Here is a 17,661-nt window from a genome sequence, read left to right on the forward strand (position 1 = left end):
GGGAAGGCCCGAGGCTAGAAGTAGCCGCCGACCGTGGTGGTGATGCCGAGGGTCACGTCGTTGCCGGCGAAGTAGCCCTGCTCCGAGCCCAGGCTGCCCACGTCCTGGCTGATGACCGCGCGCACCTGCGGCCCCGCGCCGATGAAGAAGTGCGGCGTGAGGTGGAACAGGACGGGGGCGTTGAAGTCCAGGACGAAGTTCACGTCGCTGGCGCCCGGCACGTGGGCGAACTGCACGCCGAAGCCCGCCTTGGGCCAGAGCGACACGCGCTCGCCCAGCGGCAGGTGGTAGCCCACGCGGCCCAGCACGCCCAGGCCCACGACGGTGCTGTCACCGAAGCCGAAGGCCACCAGCGCGGACGCGCCAATCGACAGGTTCTGCTGGAGGAAGTAGTCCGCCGACGGCTCCAGGCGGATCAGGAACACTTCAGAGGCGGTGTTGTAGCCCAGGAAGCCGTTGAGGTCCTGGCTGATGACCATCTGGCCCGCCTGGCCGAACGACGACGACCGGCCCGGGTCCGCGTTCAGGTTCGGCTCCTCGGCCGCCACCGCCTGCGCCGACACCGCGAGGCCTGCCACCAGCGCCATGCCCGTCCACTTGTTGCTTCCACGCATCGATGTTTCTCCCCTCGTTCGCGCCCGGCCGACCCTTCCCGGTGCGCATGCGGGGCCCCTTCTAGCCAAAGAGCGCCCCAACGAAAGGATGTTTTCTGACCCACCCAACACTTCGTTGACACCCCACCATCAGCGCCGCGAACGGAAAAATCCTGATCGCGGCCCGCTGGGGCGCCCCTGGCGCTGGCGACGTCTGATCGCGCTCCTTCAGCGCGCGGCGCGCATCAGGCCGCGCGCGCCCAGCACCGCGCCGCCCACCACGCCGCCCGTGAGCGCGGCCAGGCCCAGCGTCGCGGTGAAGCGCTTCCACGCGGGTGTCGGCGGCACGCTGCCCCGGGGCCCCACGCCCTCCTCCACGGGGAGGAAGAGGTTGCCCTCGGGCCGGTCCAGCGGCTCGTCCGTCATCTGCATCCGCGCGCCGAAGCGGGAGAGCACCGCCTTGCCCACGGACGGCGCCACGCCGTTGAGCCACAGCATCAGCCGCCCCTGGAGGAACGCTGGCACCGACGTGCGGCCCGGCCGCTTCGCCAGCCGCACCACCGCGCGGGCCACCAGGTCCACGTCGTAGGTGGGCGGCACCGGCACGGGCTTCTTCCCCAGCATCGTGGGCGCGTGGTCGAACATGGGCGTGGACACGGACGGCACCATCACGTTGGACACGTGGATGCCCGTGCCCGCCAGCTCCAACTCCAGCGCCTGCGCCCACCCCAGCGTCGCGTGCTTCGAGGACGCATACGCGGACAGCAGCGGCGCGGCCCCCGACGCCAGCATGGACTGCACGTTGAGCAGGTGGCCGTGGCCCTGCTCACGGAAGTGCGGCAGCACCGCGCGCGCGAAGCGGAAGTAGCCGAAGCAGTTCACGTCGAACACGCGCGTGATGTGCTCCCAGGGCAGTTGGTCGAAGGAGCCGTAGGACTGCACCGCCGCCACGTTCACCAGGAGGTCCACGCGGCCGTAGTGCGCCACGCACTCGCGCACCACGCGCTCCACGTCCTCGGCCACCGTGACGTCGCCGTCACACACCAGGCACTCACCGCCGCGCTGGAGCACCTCCACGCGCAGCCGCTCCAGGGCCGACTGGCGCCGGGCGGTGACGCACAACCGCACGCCGGCCTCCGCCAGCCGCAGCGCGGACTGCCAGCCCACGCCGCTCGACGCGCCCGTGACGATGGCCACCTGTCCCCTCAAGTCCTCGTGACGCGCCATGCGCTTTCGCCCCTCCTCGCCCTGAGGTGGGCCTTCCGGCCGGGCTTCGCACGGGGCAAGCCCCCGGAATCCTCCGCGCCGCGCACGCTCGCCTGTCCGCCCCCCGGGCCAGGGAGCAGGCCTCCTTCAGGCCTACGTCCAGGAGACGTCGTAGACGGCGTCCACCAGCGACTGGGCCTGCCCGCGCACCTGCACGTCCTGCACGCCCGTCACCTCCAGCGCGGACTGGAGGATGCCTTCGTTGTAGGGCACCGGCATCAGCGAGCGCTTCATGATGACCCGGCCCGACGTGGGGCCGGTCCACTCCACGGAGCGCTCACCGAAGTTCAGCGCCGTGCGGTAACCGGAGTGCATCAACTCCAGGAGCCGCTTCGGGTCGCCCCCCGCCTGCTGCACGAAGTCGCGCGCGAACATGGAGTTGAGGAAGTCCAGCATCGCCTGCGTGCCAATCTGCCGCTGCGCCGCATCATGACCGCCGACGAGCGGCGCGAGCTGCTCCGCCGCCACGTAGGACAGCCGCAGGAAGCGCGGGAACGGATAGGTCTGCATGGGGATGAAGTCCGCGGTCTCGTCCACCTGCTCCAGACAGCGCTTCACCGCATCCGGTCCGCCCAGAAAGCGCACCGCGTCCAACACGCCCAGGAAGAACAAACCCCGGCTCGTCTCCTCCGGCGCCGTCGCGGCCAGACGGGCTTCCAGGTCACGAGCGACGTCCTCGGGGAGATTCAGCGAGCCAGCCGGCATCTGCGCCGTCCTTTGAATGAGGGGGAATGGACCAGGCGGGGACCTGACGGGGCGCGAGGATTCCACAGGTCTCGCGCCATCGCGAGTCCTCGATGCGCACGCGCCGCGCCATGCGACACATGTTTCACGACGTGTGAGGTCCTTCCGGGCCTTCCCCGGATGACGGAAGAAAGTGGCGCACCACTTCCATCAGCGACGCCACCGACACGGGCTTGCGCAGGTAGGCCGCCGCGCCCGGTGGATGGAAGGGGCTGCCGGACAGCACGATGATGGGCACGCCCTCCAACATGCGCTCCTGAGAGAGCCGCGCGAGGAAGGCCTGTCCATCCATCACCGGCATCATCAGGTCCATCAGCACCAGTCCCGGGCGGGGCTGGGACTGCAACCAGTTCCAGGCATCCTCGCCGTGGATGCACTGTGCGACGCGATAGCCCTCCATTTCCAACAGCGTCGCGACTGCTTCCCGGAGGTCTTCCTCGTCCTCGATCAAAAGGATGAGAGGGGCACTGTCCGTCATGCAGGTTCTCCACTCGCTCTCCGCGACGTGTCCGGCCGACACGTGGCTGTGGGTCTTCCTGCCCCGCCGAGAAGCCTTGAGGCCCACGGGGAGGGAGGAGCAGGAAGAGGCGTTTGGCACCGTGGAGAAATAACGACTTGGACCCCCCGGTCTGATTTCGCGCATCGCGCATTTCCGTGCCTGCCCGCCTGCTTCCGCGTCCGTTGCCGGACGTGGCCCCGGGTCCCACGGCACTGGTCCGCGACAGCGCGCGTCCCCATCTTGAGGGCCGGGATCCACGTGCGCGTCCCTGGGAGGAGCGGCCTTGAAGTTCCGCGACCTGATGAAGGGTTGGCCCGTGCTGCGTCAGTTCGCCCGGGGAGACAGCCGAGCGTTGGGGGACACGGCGATGTCCGCGCGAAGCCGCTCGCTGGCGCCGCGTACGAAGTCCGCGGACCGGGTGGTGAAGTCCATCTGCCCGTACTGCGCGGTGGGCTGCGGGCAGGAGGTGCACGTGCGCGACGGGCGCATCCTCGACATCGAGGGTGACCCGCATTCCCCCATCTCACGCGGCCGGCTGTGTCCCAAGGGTGCCGCCACCTTCCAGTTGGTCACGGGCACGCAACGCGTGCGGCAGGTCCTCTACCGCCGCCCCGGCGGCACGGAGTGGGAACCCATCGCGCTGGAAGAGGCGATGGACAAGGTGGCCGAGCGCGTGAAGCGCACGCGCGACGCGACGTTCGAGGTGAGGGACGCGGAAGGGCGGTGGGTGAACCGGACGCTGGGGATGGCGCACCTGGGTGGGGCGACGCTGGACAACGAGGAGAACTACCTCCTCAAGAAGCTCTTCAGCGCGCTGGGCGTCGTGCAGGTGGAGAACCAGGCTCGAATATGACACGCGTCCACGGTGCCCGGTCTGGGCATCACGTTCGGCCGCGGGGGAGCCACGACGTTCCAGCAGGACCTCCAGCACTCGGACTGCATCCTCATCCAGGGGTCCAACATGGCCGAGTGCCATCCGGTGGGCTTCCAGTGGGTGATGGAGGCGAAGGCCCGGGGCGCGAAGGTCATCCACGTGGACCCGCGCTACACGCGCACCAGCGCGGTGGCGGACCTCTACGCGCCCATCCGCGTGGGCACGGACATCGCGTTCCTGGGCGGGCTCATCCACTACGTGTTGGAGCACGAGCGGTACTTCCGTGACTACGTGGTGCAGTACACCAACGCGGCCACGCTCATCCGCGAGGGCTTCCAGGACACGGAGGAGCTGGAGGGGCTCTTCAGCGGCTACCAGCCCAAGGACAACCGCTACGACATCCACACCTGGCAGTACCAGGGCGTGTCCGGCGTGGTGCCGGCGGCGGGCCACAAGGAACTGACGGACGAGCCGGGCGCGGGCGCGGGTGGACACGACCACCGCGTGGACCTCCGCGACGAGCACCGTGACGAGACGCTCCAGCATCCCCGGTGCGTGTTCCAGCTCTTGAAGCGGCACTTCTCCCGCTACACGCCGAAGGTGGTGTCCCAGGTGTGCGGCGTGGACGAGGCGCTGTTCCTCGAGGTCGCGCGGACGCTGTGTGACAACTCCAACCCGGAGCGCACCAGCGCGTTCTGCTACGCGGTGGGCTGGACGCAGCACTCGGTGGGCGTGCAGTACATCCGCACGGCGGCCATCCTCCAGCTCCTGCTGGGCAACATCGGCCGGCCCGGTGGCGGCATCCTCGCGCTGCGCGGGCACGCGTCCATCCAGGGCTCCACGGACATCCCCACGCTCTACAACCTGCTGCCCGGCTACCTGCCCATGCCGCGCGCGAGCGGCACGGATTTGCTTACGCACTACATCCGCAAGAACAAGTCCGGCAGCGGCTGGTGGACGGAGTTCCCCAAGTACGCGGTGTCGCTGCTCAAGGCGTGGTTCGGGGACAAGGCCACGCAGGACAACGACTACCTGTTCCACCACCTGCCCCGGCTGACGGGCAATCACTCGCACATGCAGACGGTGGCGGACATGGCGGACGGGAAGCTCCAGGGCTACTTCGTCATGGGGGAGAACCCCGCCGTGGGCAGCATGAACGGGGCGCTCCAGCGCAAGGGGCTGCGCCAGCTGGACTGGCTGGTGGTGCGCGACTTCACGCTCATCGAGACGGCGGAGTTCTGGCGCACGGCGCCGGAGGTCCAGTCCGGACAGGTGCGGCCGGAGGACATCCAGACCGAGGTGTTCTTCTTCCCGGCCGCCGCGCACACGGAGAAGGACGGCACCTTCACCAACACGCAGCGGCTGCTGCAATGGCATCACAAGGCGGTGGAGCCGGCGGGGGACACGCGCAGCGAGCTGCACTTCGTCTACCACCTGGGACGCAAGCTGCGGCAACTCTACGCGGGCTCCACGGATCCGAAGGACGCGCCGCTGCTGGATTTGACTTGGGACTACCCCACGCACGGGCCTCATGAGGAGCCCTCCGCGGAGGCGGTGCTGAGGGAGATCAACGGCTACTCGGTGGCGGACGGGAAGCCGGTGGATGGCTTCACGGCGCTGAAGGACGACGGCTCCACGGCGTGCGGCTGTTGGATCTACTCGGGGTGCTTCAAGGACGGCGTGAACCAGACGGCCCGGCGCAAGCCGGGGCAGCAGCAGACGTGGGTGGCGCCCGAGTGGGGCTGGGCGTGGCCGTCCAACCGGCGCATCCTCTACAACCGCGCGTCCGCGGACGCGAACGGCAAGCCCTGGAGCGAGCGCAAGCGCTACGTGTGGTGGGACGCGGACGAGAAGAAGTGGACCGGCGAGGACGTGCCGGACTTCATCGCGGACCGGCCGCCGGAGTACCGCCCGCCCGAGGGCGCGACGGGGCTCGCGACCATCGCCGGCAATGACCCGTTCCTCTTGCAAGCGGACGGCAAGGGCTGGCTCTTCGCGCCCAGCGGGATGATGGACGGGCCGCTGCCCACGCACTACGAGCCCATGGAGTCGGTGGTGCCCAACCCGCTCTACGCGCAGCAGTGCAGCCCCACGCGCGAGGAGTGGAGGCGCAAGGACAATCCCTATCACCGGGCCTGGGGCGACCCGCGCTATCCATACGTCGTCACGACGTACCGGCTCACCGAGCACCACACCGCGGGCGGCATGTCGCGCTGGCTGTCCTGGCTGAGCGAGTTGCAGCCGGAGATGTTCTGCGAGATCTCGCCGGAGCTGGCGCGCGAGAAGGGGTTGAACAACGGGGACTGGTGCACGCTGGCCACGGCGCGCGGGGACCTGGAGTGCCGGGCGCTGGTCACGGAGCGCATCCGTCCGCTGAAGGTGAAGGGGCGGCGGGTGCACCAGATTGGATTGCCGTACCACTGGGGCGTCACCGGGCGCGTGCGCGGCGAGGGGGCCAACGAGCTGACGGCGTTCGTCGCGGATCAGAACGTGGACATCCAGGAGTCGAAGGCGTTCACGGCGGATCTGCGGGCGGGGCGGATGCGCTCGGGGGAGCGGGCCGCGGCGGGAGCGGCGCCGCCTCCGCCCGTGCTGCCGGAGGTGCCGCGCGACGTGACACCGCCCCAGGCCACGGACCATTCGGAGACGCAGGAACCCGAGGGGAAGGGATAGGCGCATGGGGAGCCGCAAGGGGTTCTTCACGGACACGACGCTCTGCATCGGCTGCAAGGCGTGCGAGGTCGCGTGCAAGCAGTGGAACCAGCTTCCGGACGACGGCTTCCACTTCACGGGGATGTCCTACGACCAGACGGCGCACCTGGGCGCGTCGACGTGGCGGCACGTGGCGTTCGTGGAGCGGCCGGTGCCGTTGCAGGGGCAGACGTCGGGCGCGGGGGACTTCTCGTGGCTGATGATGTCGGACGTGTGCAAGCACTGCCAGCGCGCGGGGTGTCTGGAGGCGTGCCCCACGGGCGCCATCGTGCGCACGGAGTTCGACACGGTCTACGTGCAGCCGGACGTGTGCAACGGCTGCGGCTACTGCGTGTCGGCGTGTCCATTCGGAGTGATTGACCGGCGCGAGGATGACGGGCGCGCGTGGAAGTGCACGCTCTGTTACGACCGCATCGGGGATGACCAGACGCCCGCGTGCGCGAAGGCATGTCCCACGGCGTCCATCCAGTACGGTGACCTGGATGAGCTGCACGCGCGAGCGGAGTCGCGGGTGCGCGACCTGCATCAGCGGGGCATGACGGACGCGTACCTGTACGGAAAGGACGCGGAGAACCAGCCAGGCACGGGTGGGCTCAACGCGTTCTTCCTGCTGCTGGACAAGCCAGAGGTCTACAACCTGCCGCCGGATCCGGTGGTGCCGACGAAGAAGGCGCTGCGCTCGTGGGCCTCGGTGGCGATGGGCGCGGTGGGCATGGTGGCGGTGGCGGTGGGCGCGGTGGCGTTCGGTCGGGAGGGGCGCGGATGAGTGACGACACGCTGTTGGATCGGCTCCAGCGCAAGTCCGACGGGCGGAACATCGACCCGCGCGCGGGCATCCTGGAGGGCGAGGGTTCCCAGCAGAAGGTGAAGGACCCGGAGCCCGCCCGGCATGGGATGGACGTGTTGCCCACGGTGCCGTCGCGGTCCGGGCCGGACAGCGCGGAGGCTCCGAGCTACTACGGCATGCCGGTGTTGAAGGAGCCGCTGTGGATCTGGACGGTCCCGGCGTACTTCTACGTGGGCGGGGTCGCGGGCGCGGCGAGCGTGCTCGGGGTGGCGCTGGAGCACCTGGGAGGACGCAGGCTGGAGCGGCTGGCGGGGCGCTGTCACGCGGTGGCCACTGCGGGGGACATGGTGAGCGCGGGGCTGTTGATCCACGACCTGGGCCGGCCGTCGCGCTTCCTGAACATGCTGCGCGTGTTCCGGCCCACGTCGCCCATGAGCATGGGTTCGTGGGTGTTGGCGGGGTCGGGAGCGGTGAACACGGCGGCGTTCGTGCTGCGGCGGATGCCTGGAGCCCTTGGGTTCATGGGACGAACCGCGGGCATGATGGGCGCGGTGCTGGGCCTGCCGCTCGCGGGGTACACGGCGGTGCTGGTGAGCAACACGGCGGTGCCGCTGTGGCAGCAGGTGGGGCGCACGCTGCCGCTGTTCTTCATGAGCTCCGCGACCGCGAGCGCCGGGAGCCTGCTGTCCCTGTTCCCGCACACGGACGCGGAGGAGCGCGTGCTGCGCCGCTTCCGTATCGCGGGGAAGGTGGCGGAGCTGTTCACGCGCGAGGCGGTGGAGCTGGAAGCGCGGCGGGTGGTGGAGGTGGGCAAGCCGCTGCGCACGGGGGCGTCGGGAGCGCTGTGGATGCTGTCTCGCACGTGCTCCATGGCCGGACTGGTGATGGACGTGCTGCCGGGACGCGCGCGTTGGAAGCAGGTGGCGGCGGACGTGCTGACCACGGTGGGAGCGGTAGCCGCGCGATACGCCGTCATCCAGGCGGGCCGGGCCTCCGCGCGAAATCCACAGGCCACGTTCCAGGGACAGCGCCAGGGCCTGGGCGCGGCCCAGGTGGACGGGAACACGGAGGCGTCGGACGGAAAGCCGCTGAGCTTCCCACTGCCCGTGCTCGGTCAGCCACAGGCGGGCATGCCCTACGCACGGTTCATGGCAACGTGACGCCGTAGCGGACCAGGTCCTCCGGCGTGTTCACGTTCGCCAGGGCACGCAGCTCCGGGTCCACCGCGCGCAAGGCGTCCACGGGCAAGGTCCGGGGCCGGAACCGCATCAGCAGTGCCCGCAGAGACGGATCCTCCACCAAGGCTTCACCCCAGCGTGACACCAGATCCGTACGATAGGCCGCGAACAGGGGCTCCCACCGGCCGTCTCGCTCGATGCACACCGCGTCCACATCCTCGCCCCGTGCATCCAGCACCACCCGCGCCGCGGCCTCCGTCACGAAGGGCATGTCACACGCCACCGCGAACACCCACCGCGTGCGGGCCGCGCCCAGGGCCGCGTGGACCCCTCCCGGCGCTCCCTTGCCCTTCACGGCGTCCGCCACCGTGCGGATTCCGAAGCGTTCGTACGGCCGCGGAACATTCGCCACCAACACCGTGTCCTCGAAATGCGACCCGAACGCCCGCAGCCGTTCCAAGGTTGTGAGCCCCTCCACGCTCAACAGCCCCTTGGCCACGCCCCCCAACCGGGTCCCCTGCCCCCCTGCCAGGATGGCCAGCGTTACGTCGGGAAAGGTCGCGGATCCGTCCATGTCCGCCGACCCTACACACCTCTCCTCCGCCCGGAAAACGCTTCATCTCGCGGATTTCGCCAAGCCCCAGAGGGAGGGAGCAACCGCCGCTCCCATGCCCCCCGTGGACAAGGCACGCGCCCCCCGTCGTAGAGTCCGCCGCCCCCTCGCCGACTCATGCCGCTGACTCCCCTCCCCGCCGCGCGACTGGCCGCGCTCGACGCCATCGTGCCCGCGGCCCCCGTGCGCCTTCCCCTGATGGAAGCCCATGGCCGGTTCCTCGCCGCTGGCATCGTCGCGTCACGCGCGCTGCCCGGCTGCGACAACTCCGCCATGGACGGGTGGGCCGTGCGCGCCGAGGAGACCCGGGGCGCCAACCGCGACCGCCCCGCGCGCCTGCGCATCGTCGACACCGTCTACGCGGGCCACCTCCCGCGCCGCGCCCTCCAGCCCGGCGAGGCCGCGCGCGTCTTCACCGGAGCGCCCCTCTCCCCCGGTGCCGACGCCGTCGTCCGCCAGGAGGCCGCGCGCCCCACCGACGACGGCACGCACGTGGACCTCTTCGTCTCCGTCGAGCCCGGCCATGACCTGCGCCGCGCCGGTGAAGAGGTGATGCCCGGCACGCCGCTGTTCTCCGCGGGCCAGCGCGTGGACGCCACCGTGCTCGGCGTGCTCGCGTCGCTGGGCGAGGACACCGCGCTCGTGCGCCCCGCGCCGCGCGTCGCCGTCGTCGCCACCGGGGATGAGCTCGTTCCCCCTGGTCAGCCCGCGGCGCCCCACCAGGTCTTCGAGAGCAACCGCCTCCTCGTGGCCGCCCTCGCCCGTGAGGCCGGCGCGGACGTCACGCACCTGGCCCGCTCGCGCGACGACGAGGCGGAGCTGCACGCGCGGTTGGAGCAGCTCGCGCCCCAGGTCGACGTGCTCATCACCACCGGCGGCGCTTCCGTGGGCGACAAGGACTGCGTGAAGCGCGTCCTCACCCGCATGGGCGCGCGCTTCCTCGTGGACGGCGTCGCGCTCAAGCCCGGCAAGCCCGTGGCCGTGGCCCGCCTGGGCTCCACCGCCGTCGTCGTGCTGCCCGGCAACCCCGGCGCCGCCACCGTCGCGTTCGACCAGTTCGCGCGCCCCCTCCTCTTCAAGCACCAGGGCGTCATCGAACAGCGCCGCGTCACCCGCGCCCGCATCTCCGAAGCCCGCCACAAGCAGGCCGGCCTCACCTACCTGGTCACCGTCGCCGCGCTCGAGACGCGCGAGGACCGCGTCGAACCGTGGGCCCGCCTGCGTCCCCAGGGCGCCGGACAGATTCTGCAGAACGTGGCCGCCCGGGGCTGGGCCATGCTCCCCGCCGGCCGCGCCGACTTCGCCCAGGGCGAGTCCGTGGACGTGCAGCTCTTCGACTCGCCGGACTTCCACGCCGTGGAGGCCGCGTGAAGCCGCCTTTCGCGCTCGCCTTCATCGGCCACTCCGGCGCCGGCAAGACGACGCTCCTGGAGCGCCTGCTGCCGGAGCTGGCCTCGCGCGGCCTGCGCGTCGCGTACGTGAAGCACTCCTCGGATGCGCACCCGCTCCACCGCCCGGGCAGCGACACCGCGCGCCTGGACACCGCGGGCGCGGTCCTCACCGGCTTCGCCACGCCGGACGGCACGCAGCGCACCACCCGGCAGCCCCTGTCGCCTTCACTCCTCGCGCGTGACGCGGACCGCGTGGACCTGGTGCTCGTGGAGGGCTGGAAGGACGGCCCGCTCCCGAAGCTGGAGGTGTGGCGCGAGGGACTGGAAGCCCCTCTCGCCGTCTCCCGCCCCGACGTGCTCGCCGTGGTGACGGACGCGCCCGCGCTTCCGTTCACTTCTGACTCGCGCCCGCGCGTGCCGGCCACCGTCTGTGCGGTCGCGGACTTCCTCACCGCGTGGCTGCGTGATCAATCCGCGCCAGCCAAGGTCTCCCGTCCAGAACCGCGCGGGGTCACCCACCGCGCCGTGCGCCGCTTCGACGGGGACACACTCCGTGCGGCCGAGGATGACCGCGTGGCCGTGGAGGAGCCCCTGGAGATTCGCGTGAATGGCGACCCCGTCGCCACCACCATGCGGACCCCCGGCCATGATCGCGAGCTCGCGGTGGGCTTCCTCTTCGCCGAGGGCATCCTTGACGATGGGGACGACCTGGGCAGCCTCTTCCACTGCGGCCACCCCGGCGAGGAAGGCTACGGCAACGTGCTGGAGGTCGTCCCCGCCGCCGGCGCCGTGCTCGACCTGGAGCGCGTGGAGGCCACCCGCCGCGGCACCCTCACCACCTCCGCCTGCGGCGTGTGCGGCCGCCGCGACGTGGACGACCTGATGGCCACCTGCGCGCCCGTCGCCCCCGGCCCCGTCCTCTCCGCCCGCACCGTGGCCCGCGCCACCGAACGCCTGCGCGCCATCCAGCACACCTTCGAGCTCACCGGTGGCGTGCACGCCGCCGCCGCGCTGGACGCCCACGGCGAGCTGCTCGTCGCGCACGAGGACGTGGGCCGCCACAACGCCGTGGACAAGGTGGTGGGCGCCCTGGTCCTGGCCGGCGCTGTGCGCTCCCCGCGCCGGTTGCCCACACCGCCCTTCCCCGCCGCCCCCACGGTCCTCGCCGTCAGCGGCCGGACCAGCTTCGAGATCGTCCAGAAGGCCGCCCGCGCCCGCATCCCCGTCGTGGTCAGCGTGTCCGCCGCCAGCTCCCTGGCCATCGACCTGGCCCTGCGTGCTGGCGTGACGCTCGCCGCGTTCTCAAGGAACGGCCGCTGCAACGTCTACACGGCGACAGAACGTCTGGAGCCCCAACCCCAACCTCCGGGATTTCCTCATGACTTCCGCCATGACGCATCCCGCTAGAGGGGCAGCCATCCAGACGTCAGACCGGCATCGTACATGCAGTCAGCGGCCCCGCCGGGTCAGATGCGAGTCCGGGTGGGATCCAATGACCCCGCCAGACTTCACTGTCCACGGACAGGAACTCACACCCGACGGTTGGGATGGGTGTGCAAGTTTTCACCTGTTGTCATGTCTTTCTTGCTGAGCAGTGGTTGCGCCGCGACGCAGTATTTGGCAGTCTTGCATTTCCTCCTGGTTAAACTTTTCTAGTCTAGACGGTATCCTCTGCAAGAGCCGAACGTGAGCAGAGGGGGGTGGACACGATGAGCAGTGCGACTGCAAGCGCCGAGGTCAAGGCTTCCGGGGCGACGGGGGTGACGGCCGCGGCCGAGGTCACCGATCCGCCGCGCCTGGCCCCTGGCTTCGCGGCGAAGCTGAACCTCACCGTGGATGTGGCGCTGCTGGTGGCGGTGCTGCTGGGCTCGGCGTGGATGCGCGGCGGGCTGACGTTCCCCATGAGCTGGGAGCTGCCCAGCATGGTGGTGACGGCGGTGCTGGTGTGGCTGATCACGGGCACGGCGCTGTGCCTCTATGACTCGCGCTTCGCCGAGCGCAGCAAGCTGGACCACGTGGCGCTGGTGTCCGTCACCACGCTGGCGGTGGTGACCATCCAGGCGGTGCTGGAGCTGGCGATGCCCATGGCGGCCCACGTGGGCCTGGCGCCGCTGCTCTTCATCTTCTGGCCGGTGGCGCTGCTCCTGCGGCTGGGCGTCTTCCGTCAGGTGGCCTCGCAGGAGGCCCCCACGGAGGAGGTGCTCATCGTGGGCACCGGCGCCATGGGCCGCTACACGGGCGAGGACCTGCTCAAGCGCGGCCGTCACAAGATCCTCGGCTACGTGCGCTTCCCGGAGGATCACGCCTCCGGTGACAGCCTGCCGGCGGACGTGCTGGGGCCCGCGGACGAGCTGGAGCGCCTCTTGCGCACGCTGCCCGTCAGCGAGGTCTACATCGCGGGCAACACGCTCAAGCAGGGCGAGTCCATGCAGGCGGCCATCAAGCTGGCGGAGCGCTTCGGCGTGCCGTTCGCGCTGCCGGCGCACTCGTTCCGCCTGGACCGCGCCCGCCCGGTGGAGTCCCGCGCGGTGGCGGACGGCTACCTGCACTTCGCCGCGGTGGCGCCCAAGCCGCACCAGATGGCCATGAAGCGCCTGTTCGACATCGCCGTCTCCGCGGTGGCGCTGTGGGCGCTGCTGCCGCTGTTCGCGGTGGTGGCGGCGGCCATCAAGCTCACCTCGCGCGGCCCCATCTTCTTCAAACAGCTGCGCACCGGTCAGCACGGCAAGCCGTTCTACATGCTGAAGTTCCGCTCCATGGTGGTGAACGCGGAGGAGCTCAAGGAGCGGCTGGCCGCGCAGAACGAGCAGACCGGCCCCGTCTTCAAGATGAAGAACGACCCGCGCATCACCGGCATCGGTCGTTTCATCCGCAAGTTCTCCATCGACGAGCTGCCCCAGTTCCTCAACGTGCTGCGCGGTGAGATGAGCATCGTGGGCCCGCGCCCGCCGGTGCCCAGCGAGGTGGCGAAGTACGAGACGTGGCAGCGCCGCCGCCTGTCCGTGCGTCCGGGCCTCACCTGCATCTGGCAGGTGTCCGGCCGCAACCAGATCTCCTTCGAGCAGTGGATGTACCTGGACATGCAGTACATCGACCACTGGAGCCTCACCGGCGACCTGCGGCTGCTGCTGCAGACGGTCCCGGTGGTCATCACCGGTCGCGGAGCAAGCTAGCAACCGGCATCTGATCGCGGGCCCGGCGTTGACGCGCCGGGCCCGTTCGTCTTTCCATGGGGCGGGCCTTCCTCCCCTGGCGTGCGCAGCCCCGAAGGCCCGCATCATCCATGACCGTGAACAGTCCGACCTCTCCCTCCGCTGAAGCCGACGACGGCGCCCGTGCGAACGAAGTGCGCGGCGCGGTCCGCAGCACCCTGCAGCTCGGTGGCTCGCTGATGGTGACGTACGCCATCGCGCTGGGCATCCGCGCGCTGATGCCGCGCTACCTGGGGCCGGAGGCGTTCGGCTACTTCAACTGGTCGGAGGCGTTCGCCGCCACGTTCTTCGTGGCCACGAACCTGGGCCTGGAGACGTACATCCGCAAGGAGGTGCCCGTCCGCCCGGAGCACGCGAGCGACTTCTTTGGCACCACCATGCTCTTGCGCCTGGGGATGACGCTCATCCTGATGGTGGCGCTGGCGCTGGTGCTCCACCACACCGGCGAGCCCCCGGAGGTGCAGCACCTGGTGCAGTGGTTCGCGGTGGCGCAGTCGCTCATCGTCATCAACGCGTCCATGGCCGCGCTGCTGCACTCCAAGGGCAAGGTCGCGGGCCTGTCCGTCTCCAACGTCATCACCAAGATTGTGTGGGGCGGCGGCCTGGCGCTGATGGCCGCGTTCGGCGTGGGCCTGCAGTGGCTGGCCGTGCCCATGGTGCTGTCGGAGGCGGTGAAGCTCGTCATCAGCTGGAAGCTGGCGAAGGAGCACCTGGGGCTGAAGTTCCGCATCGACCTGGCCGCGACGAAGAAGGTGATGAAGGCGTGCCTGCCGTTCTTCCTCACCGCGGCGGCGCTGGCGTGCAACGGGCGCACGGACATGTCGCTGTTGGGCAAGCTCGCGTCGAAGGAGGAGGTGGGCTGGTACGGCGGTGCGTTCAGCATCGCGGGGCTCACGTTCCTCATCTCGCCCATCTTCGGCTGGGTGCTGATGCCCATGATGTCGCGCGCGGCGGCCCGCTCCCCGGAGGAGCTGTCCAACCTGACGCGCCGCTCGCTGGAGGGCGTGCTCGCGTTCACCGTGCCGGTGATGATGGCCATGGTGCTGGGCGCGGACCTGTGGGTGCGCCTGATGTGCGGCCCCGGCTTCGAGCCCGCGGCGCTGCCCCTGCGCGTGCTGTCCCCCATCTTCGTGATGGCCTACGTCACCATGGTCAGCAGCATCTGGCTGACCATGTCCAACAAGGAGTGGTGGGTGACGCTGGCGGCCACCATGGGCGCGGTGGTGAACCCCATCCTCAACCTGATGCTCATCCCCTGGCTGTACGGCCGCATCGGCCCGTCCGGCGGCGCCACCGCCACGGCGCTCTCCATGTTCCTCACGGAGGTCATCGTCACGGTGCTCTTCCTCAGCCGCATGGGAAGGAACTCCTTCGACCGGCGTTCCCTGCTCATGGTGGCGAAGACGGCCGCGGTGTGCGTCGTTTGCGTGGTCCTGGACCGGGTGCTGTCCGGAGCGGGCTTGCAGGCGTGGCCCCGGCTGGGGCTGACGGCCGCCGCCTACGTGGCGGGCGTGCTGGGCACCGGCGCCGTACGCCCCTCGGAGCTGCTCCAGGTCGTGCGCATGGCGAAGCAGCGCGGTGGTAATGGTGCGGAAGTGGCCGTGCCGGCCGCCCCCGCCGCGTGAGAAACTCCAGCGCCATGCCTTCCCGCCCGTCCCGATTCCGCGGTCCCATCTCCCGCGCGCTCGCGTGCGCCGGACTGCTGCTGCTCGCCCCCGCGTGCAGCGGCCTGGGCAAGTACACCTGGGTGAACGACTACCAGGAGAAGCCCACCGAGTCGGACGCGGCCTACCGCATCGTCCCCGGTGACGTGCTCAACGTGAAGGTGTTCGGCCAGGAGGCGCTCACCACGCGCGCCAAGGTGCGCGAGGACGGCCACATCAGCCTCACCTTCCTGGACGACGTGGAGGCCGCGGGCCACACGCCGGCCCTGCTGGCGCAGCAGATCCAGACGCGGCTCAAGGACTTCATCAACCACCCCGTCGTCACGGTGTCGCTGGAGGAAGCGCGCCCCATGTCCGTGACGATGCTGGGGGAAGTGGCCAACGTGGGCGCGCACGTGCTGGACCCGGGCGCGACGCTGCTCCAGGCGCTGGGCGCCGCGGGCAGCTTCACCGACTACGCCCACCGCGACCGCATCTTCGTGCTGCGCCGGGACGACCCGCAGGCGGAGCAGCCCACGCGCATCCGCGTGCGCTACGAGGACATCATCCGCGGTGAAGGCCGCGCGGCCGCCTTCCGCCTGCGCCCCGGCGACGTGGTGGTGGTGGAATAACCCGTGCTGGACGCGGCCCTCGCGAGCCTGTGGCTGGAGGTGGCCTCCGCCTCCGTGACGTACGGCGCCGCGGCCCGCGTGGACACCCGCACGCGCTCCATGGACGCGCAGGCCACGGGTGAGGCTGTCGCCCCGGTGGCGGCGGACGTGGACATCGTCCCCACGCTGAGCCTCAAGTACGACGACGGCAGCGCGGTGGCGGAGGTGCAGTACGCGCCGCGCATCTCCTTCCGCGAGGCCACCACCAGCCCCCGCACCGAAGTGCAGCACGTGGGGCGGCTGTTGAGCGACTGGCGCCCGTCGCGCGGGCTCACCCTGCACGGCACCCAGGAGTTCGTGCTGGGCCAGGTGAACCTCTTCACCAACCTGCCCCTGGGCGGCAGCCTGGACGACGACCCGGCAGTGCCCGGGGACACGCCGGCCACCCCCATCCAGCCGCTGCCGGAGGGCGTGGACACGGTGTTCTTCCTGTCCTCGCTGACGACGCTGGCGGCGGAGACGGTGTGGCTGGGCCCGGGCTGGCGGCTGTCCGGCAGCGCGGGCTTCTCCGCCAGCGGCGGCCTGGACGACACGGCGAAGGAGGCGGTGCCCTTCCAGTACGGGCCTCGCCTGCAACTGTCCCTGGGCAACTCCCCCGCGCCCCGGCACACGCTCTCCACCACGGTGGCCTACACGGACTCGCGCTTCTCCACCGGCGCTCGCGCCTCCGTGACGACGTTCACCGGCGCCTGGACGCACCGGCTGGACCGGCGCACGTCGGTGGAGGCCGGGGTGGGCGTGGGCGTGGCGTACTCCGTGCGCGCGACGGAGGAGGACCCCACGGATGACCCGGACGCGCCTGGAGCCACGCCTTCAGCCGCCTCGTTGGGTCCCTGGCGACGGACAACCCTCCAGGTCGGGGGCACGCCCGTGGAGGACCCGCCGCAGCGCCTGGAGCTCTTGCCGGACCTGACGCTGGCGGTGTCGCACCGGATGCCGTCGCGCACGGCGGACTTCAACGGCCGGCTCGCCGCGCGGGTGACGCCCTTCGTGGACCGGCTGACGGGGCTCGTCTACCCGAGGGCCGACCTGACGTTGAACGGCACCTGGGCGCTGAGCCCGCGCTTCCGGTTCTCCGGGACAGGAGGCGGGGCTTTCGCGGTGGGCGGGGCGGTGGGAGACCGGCAGGTGGTGGGCGGTGTGGGCGCGGGTTGGACGGTGAACCGATGGGTGACCCTGGAGGTGGATACGCGCGCGGCCTGGACTCGCTCGCCCGACGTGGAGGCGGCCCGCACGGTGTGGTCCGCGACGCTGGGACTGACGGTCCAGAAAACGGGTATCCTCTGAGCCTCCCGCCATGGCGAAGCTCATCCTCCTGTCCGTCCTTGTTGCCACCATCGCGCTGCCCGGAGCGGCCGCGCGCGATGCGCATCCGTGGCGGGGGATGAAGAAGGCCATCCTGTGGGTGGCCCTCTTCAACATGGCGTACGCATATGGCGTGCTCGTCCTCGTGCCCAGGTACGGGTTCGGGTGAGGGA

General features: G+C 70.6%; 15 protein-coding genes and 1 pseudogene. 11 read left to right on the top strand and 5 right to left on the bottom strand.

The annotated features are described in order from the left end of the window. Positions 1 to 14 precede the first annotated feature (14 nt). From ACX114_RS39855 to ACX114_RS39870, 4 genes are all read right to left on the bottom strand, one after another. Positions 15 to 614, bottom strand: coding sequence for a hypothetical protein (locus ACX114_RS39855; protein ID WP_459293294.1), 600 nt, complete (start codon positions 612 to 614; stop codon positions 15 to 17). A 207-nt stretch (positions 615 to 821) separates the two neighbouring features. Next, positions 822 to 1,820, bottom strand: a complete 999-nt coding sequence (locus tag ACX114_RS39860; RefSeq protein WP_459293296.1) for an SDR family NAD(P)-dependent oxidoreductase — start codon at positions 1,818 to 1,820, stop codon at positions 822 to 824. A 132-nt stretch (positions 1,821 to 1,952) separates the two neighbouring features. Further along, entirely contained in the window at positions 1,953 to 2,564 is a 612-nt protein-coding gene (locus tag ACX114_RS39865) for a DUF2378 family protein (protein WP_459293298.1), read from the bottom strand. A gap of 124 nt (positions 2,565 to 2,688) precedes the next feature. Continuing rightward, positions 2,689 to 3,081, bottom strand: a complete 393-nt coding sequence (locus ACX114_RS39870; protein ID WP_459293300.1) for a response regulator — start codon at positions 3,079 to 3,081, stop codon at positions 2,689 to 2,691. Positions 3,082 to 3,403: 322 nt separating this feature from the next. On the opposite strand from ACX114_RS39870, the gene fdh reads away from it, so the two are divergent. From fdh to nrfD, 3 genes are read left to right on the top strand one after another with little or no spacing between them, the layout of a single operon-like run. Continuing rightward, positions 3,404 to 6,649, top strand: coding sequence for a formate dehydrogenase (fdh, locus tag ACX114_RS39875; protein WP_459300406.1), 3,246 nt, complete (start codon positions 3,404 to 3,406; stop codon positions 6,647 to 6,649). 4 nt (positions 6,650 to 6,653) lie between these two features. Beyond that, a complete protein-coding gene (locus ACX114_RS39880) occupies positions 6,654 to 7,454 on the top strand; it encodes a 4Fe-4S dicluster domain-containing protein (RefSeq protein WP_199738877.1) in 801 nt (266 codons plus the stop codon). After that, entirely contained in the window at positions 7,451 to 8,635 is a 1,185-nt protein-coding gene (gene nrfD / locus ACX114_RS39885) for an NrfD/PsrC family molybdoenzyme membrane anchor subunit (RefSeq protein ID WP_459293302.1), read from the top strand. Before ACX114_RS39880 ends, nrfD begins: the two co-directional genes overlap by 4 nt. Here nrfD and mobA read toward each other — a convergent pair. Further along, positions 8,622 to 9,227 (bottom strand): molybdenum cofactor guanylyltransferase, encoded by a 606-nt coding sequence (gene mobA / locus ACX114_RS39890; RefSeq protein WP_459293304.1) that lies wholly within the window; start codon positions 9,225 to 9,227, stop codon positions 8,622 to 8,624. The two genes, nrfD and mobA, sit on opposite strands and share 14 nt — an antisense overlap. A 156-nt stretch (positions 9,228 to 9,383) precedes the next feature. Here mobA and ACX114_RS39895 point away from each other — a divergent pair, with 156 nt between their 5' ends. The 8 genes and pseudogenes from ACX114_RS39895 to ACX114_RS39930 all read left to right on the top strand — a co-directional run bounded on the left by ACX114_RS39895 (position 9,384) and on the right by ACX114_RS39930 (position 17,657). Continuing rightward, entirely contained in the window at positions 9,384 to 10,637 is a 1,254-nt protein-coding gene (locus ACX114_RS39895) for a molybdopterin molybdotransferase MoeA (protein ID WP_459293306.1), read from the top strand. Further along, positions 10,634 to 11,029: pseudogene (gene mobB / locus ACX114_RS39900) on the top strand (molybdopterin-guanine dinucleotide biosynthesis protein B); the annotation flags it as partial. The gene ACX114_RS39895 and the pseudogene mobB, both read left to right, overlap by 4 nt. Before the next feature lie 87 nt (positions 11,030 to 11,116). Then, complete coding sequence (gene fdhD, locus ACX114_RS39905) at positions 11,117 to 12,064, top strand: formate dehydrogenase accessory sulfurtransferase FdhD (protein ID WP_459300407.1); 948 nt, start codon at positions 11,117 to 11,119, stop codon at positions 12,062 to 12,064. A 293-nt stretch (positions 12,065 to 12,357) separates the two neighbouring features. Further along, on the top strand, positions 12,358 to 13,830 hold the full coding sequence (epsZ, locus tag ACX114_RS39910) for an exopolysaccharide biosynthesis polyisoprenyl-phosphate hexose-1-phosphate transferase EpsZ (protein ID WP_223743316.1): 1,473 nt from the start codon (positions 12,358 to 12,360) through the stop codon (positions 13,828 to 13,830). 110 nt (positions 13,831 to 13,940) lie between these two features. Then, positions 13,941 to 15,494, top strand: coding sequence for an exopolysaccharide biosynthesis flippase (wzx, locus tag ACX114_RS39915; protein ID WP_459293308.1), 1,554 nt, complete (start codon positions 13,941 to 13,943; stop codon positions 15,492 to 15,494). A 14-nt stretch (positions 15,495 to 15,508) separates the two neighbouring features. Beyond that, on the top strand, positions 15,509 to 16,144 hold the full coding sequence (gene epsY / locus ACX114_RS39920; protein ID WP_459293310.1) for an exopolysaccharide export protein EpsY: 636 nt from the start codon (positions 15,509 to 15,511) through the stop codon (positions 16,142 to 16,144). Between the two features lie 3 nt (positions 16,145 to 16,147). Next, positions 16,148 to 17,470 carry an exopolysaccharide export protein EpsX gene (gene epsX, locus ACX114_RS39925; protein WP_459293312.1) on the top strand — a complete coding sequence of 441 codons (1,323 nt, stop codon included), beginning with the start codon at positions 16,148 to 16,150 and terminating at the stop codon, positions 17,468 to 17,470. 10 nt (positions 17,471 to 17,480) lie between these two features. After that, on the top strand, positions 17,481 to 17,657 hold the full coding sequence (locus ACX114_RS39930) for a hypothetical protein (RefSeq protein ID WP_014400807.1): 177 nt from the start codon (positions 17,481 to 17,483) through the stop codon (positions 17,655 to 17,657). The last annotated feature ends 4 nt before the right edge of the window (positions 17,658 to 17,661 follow it).

Source organism: Corallococcus sp. M7, from assembly GCF_054512695.1.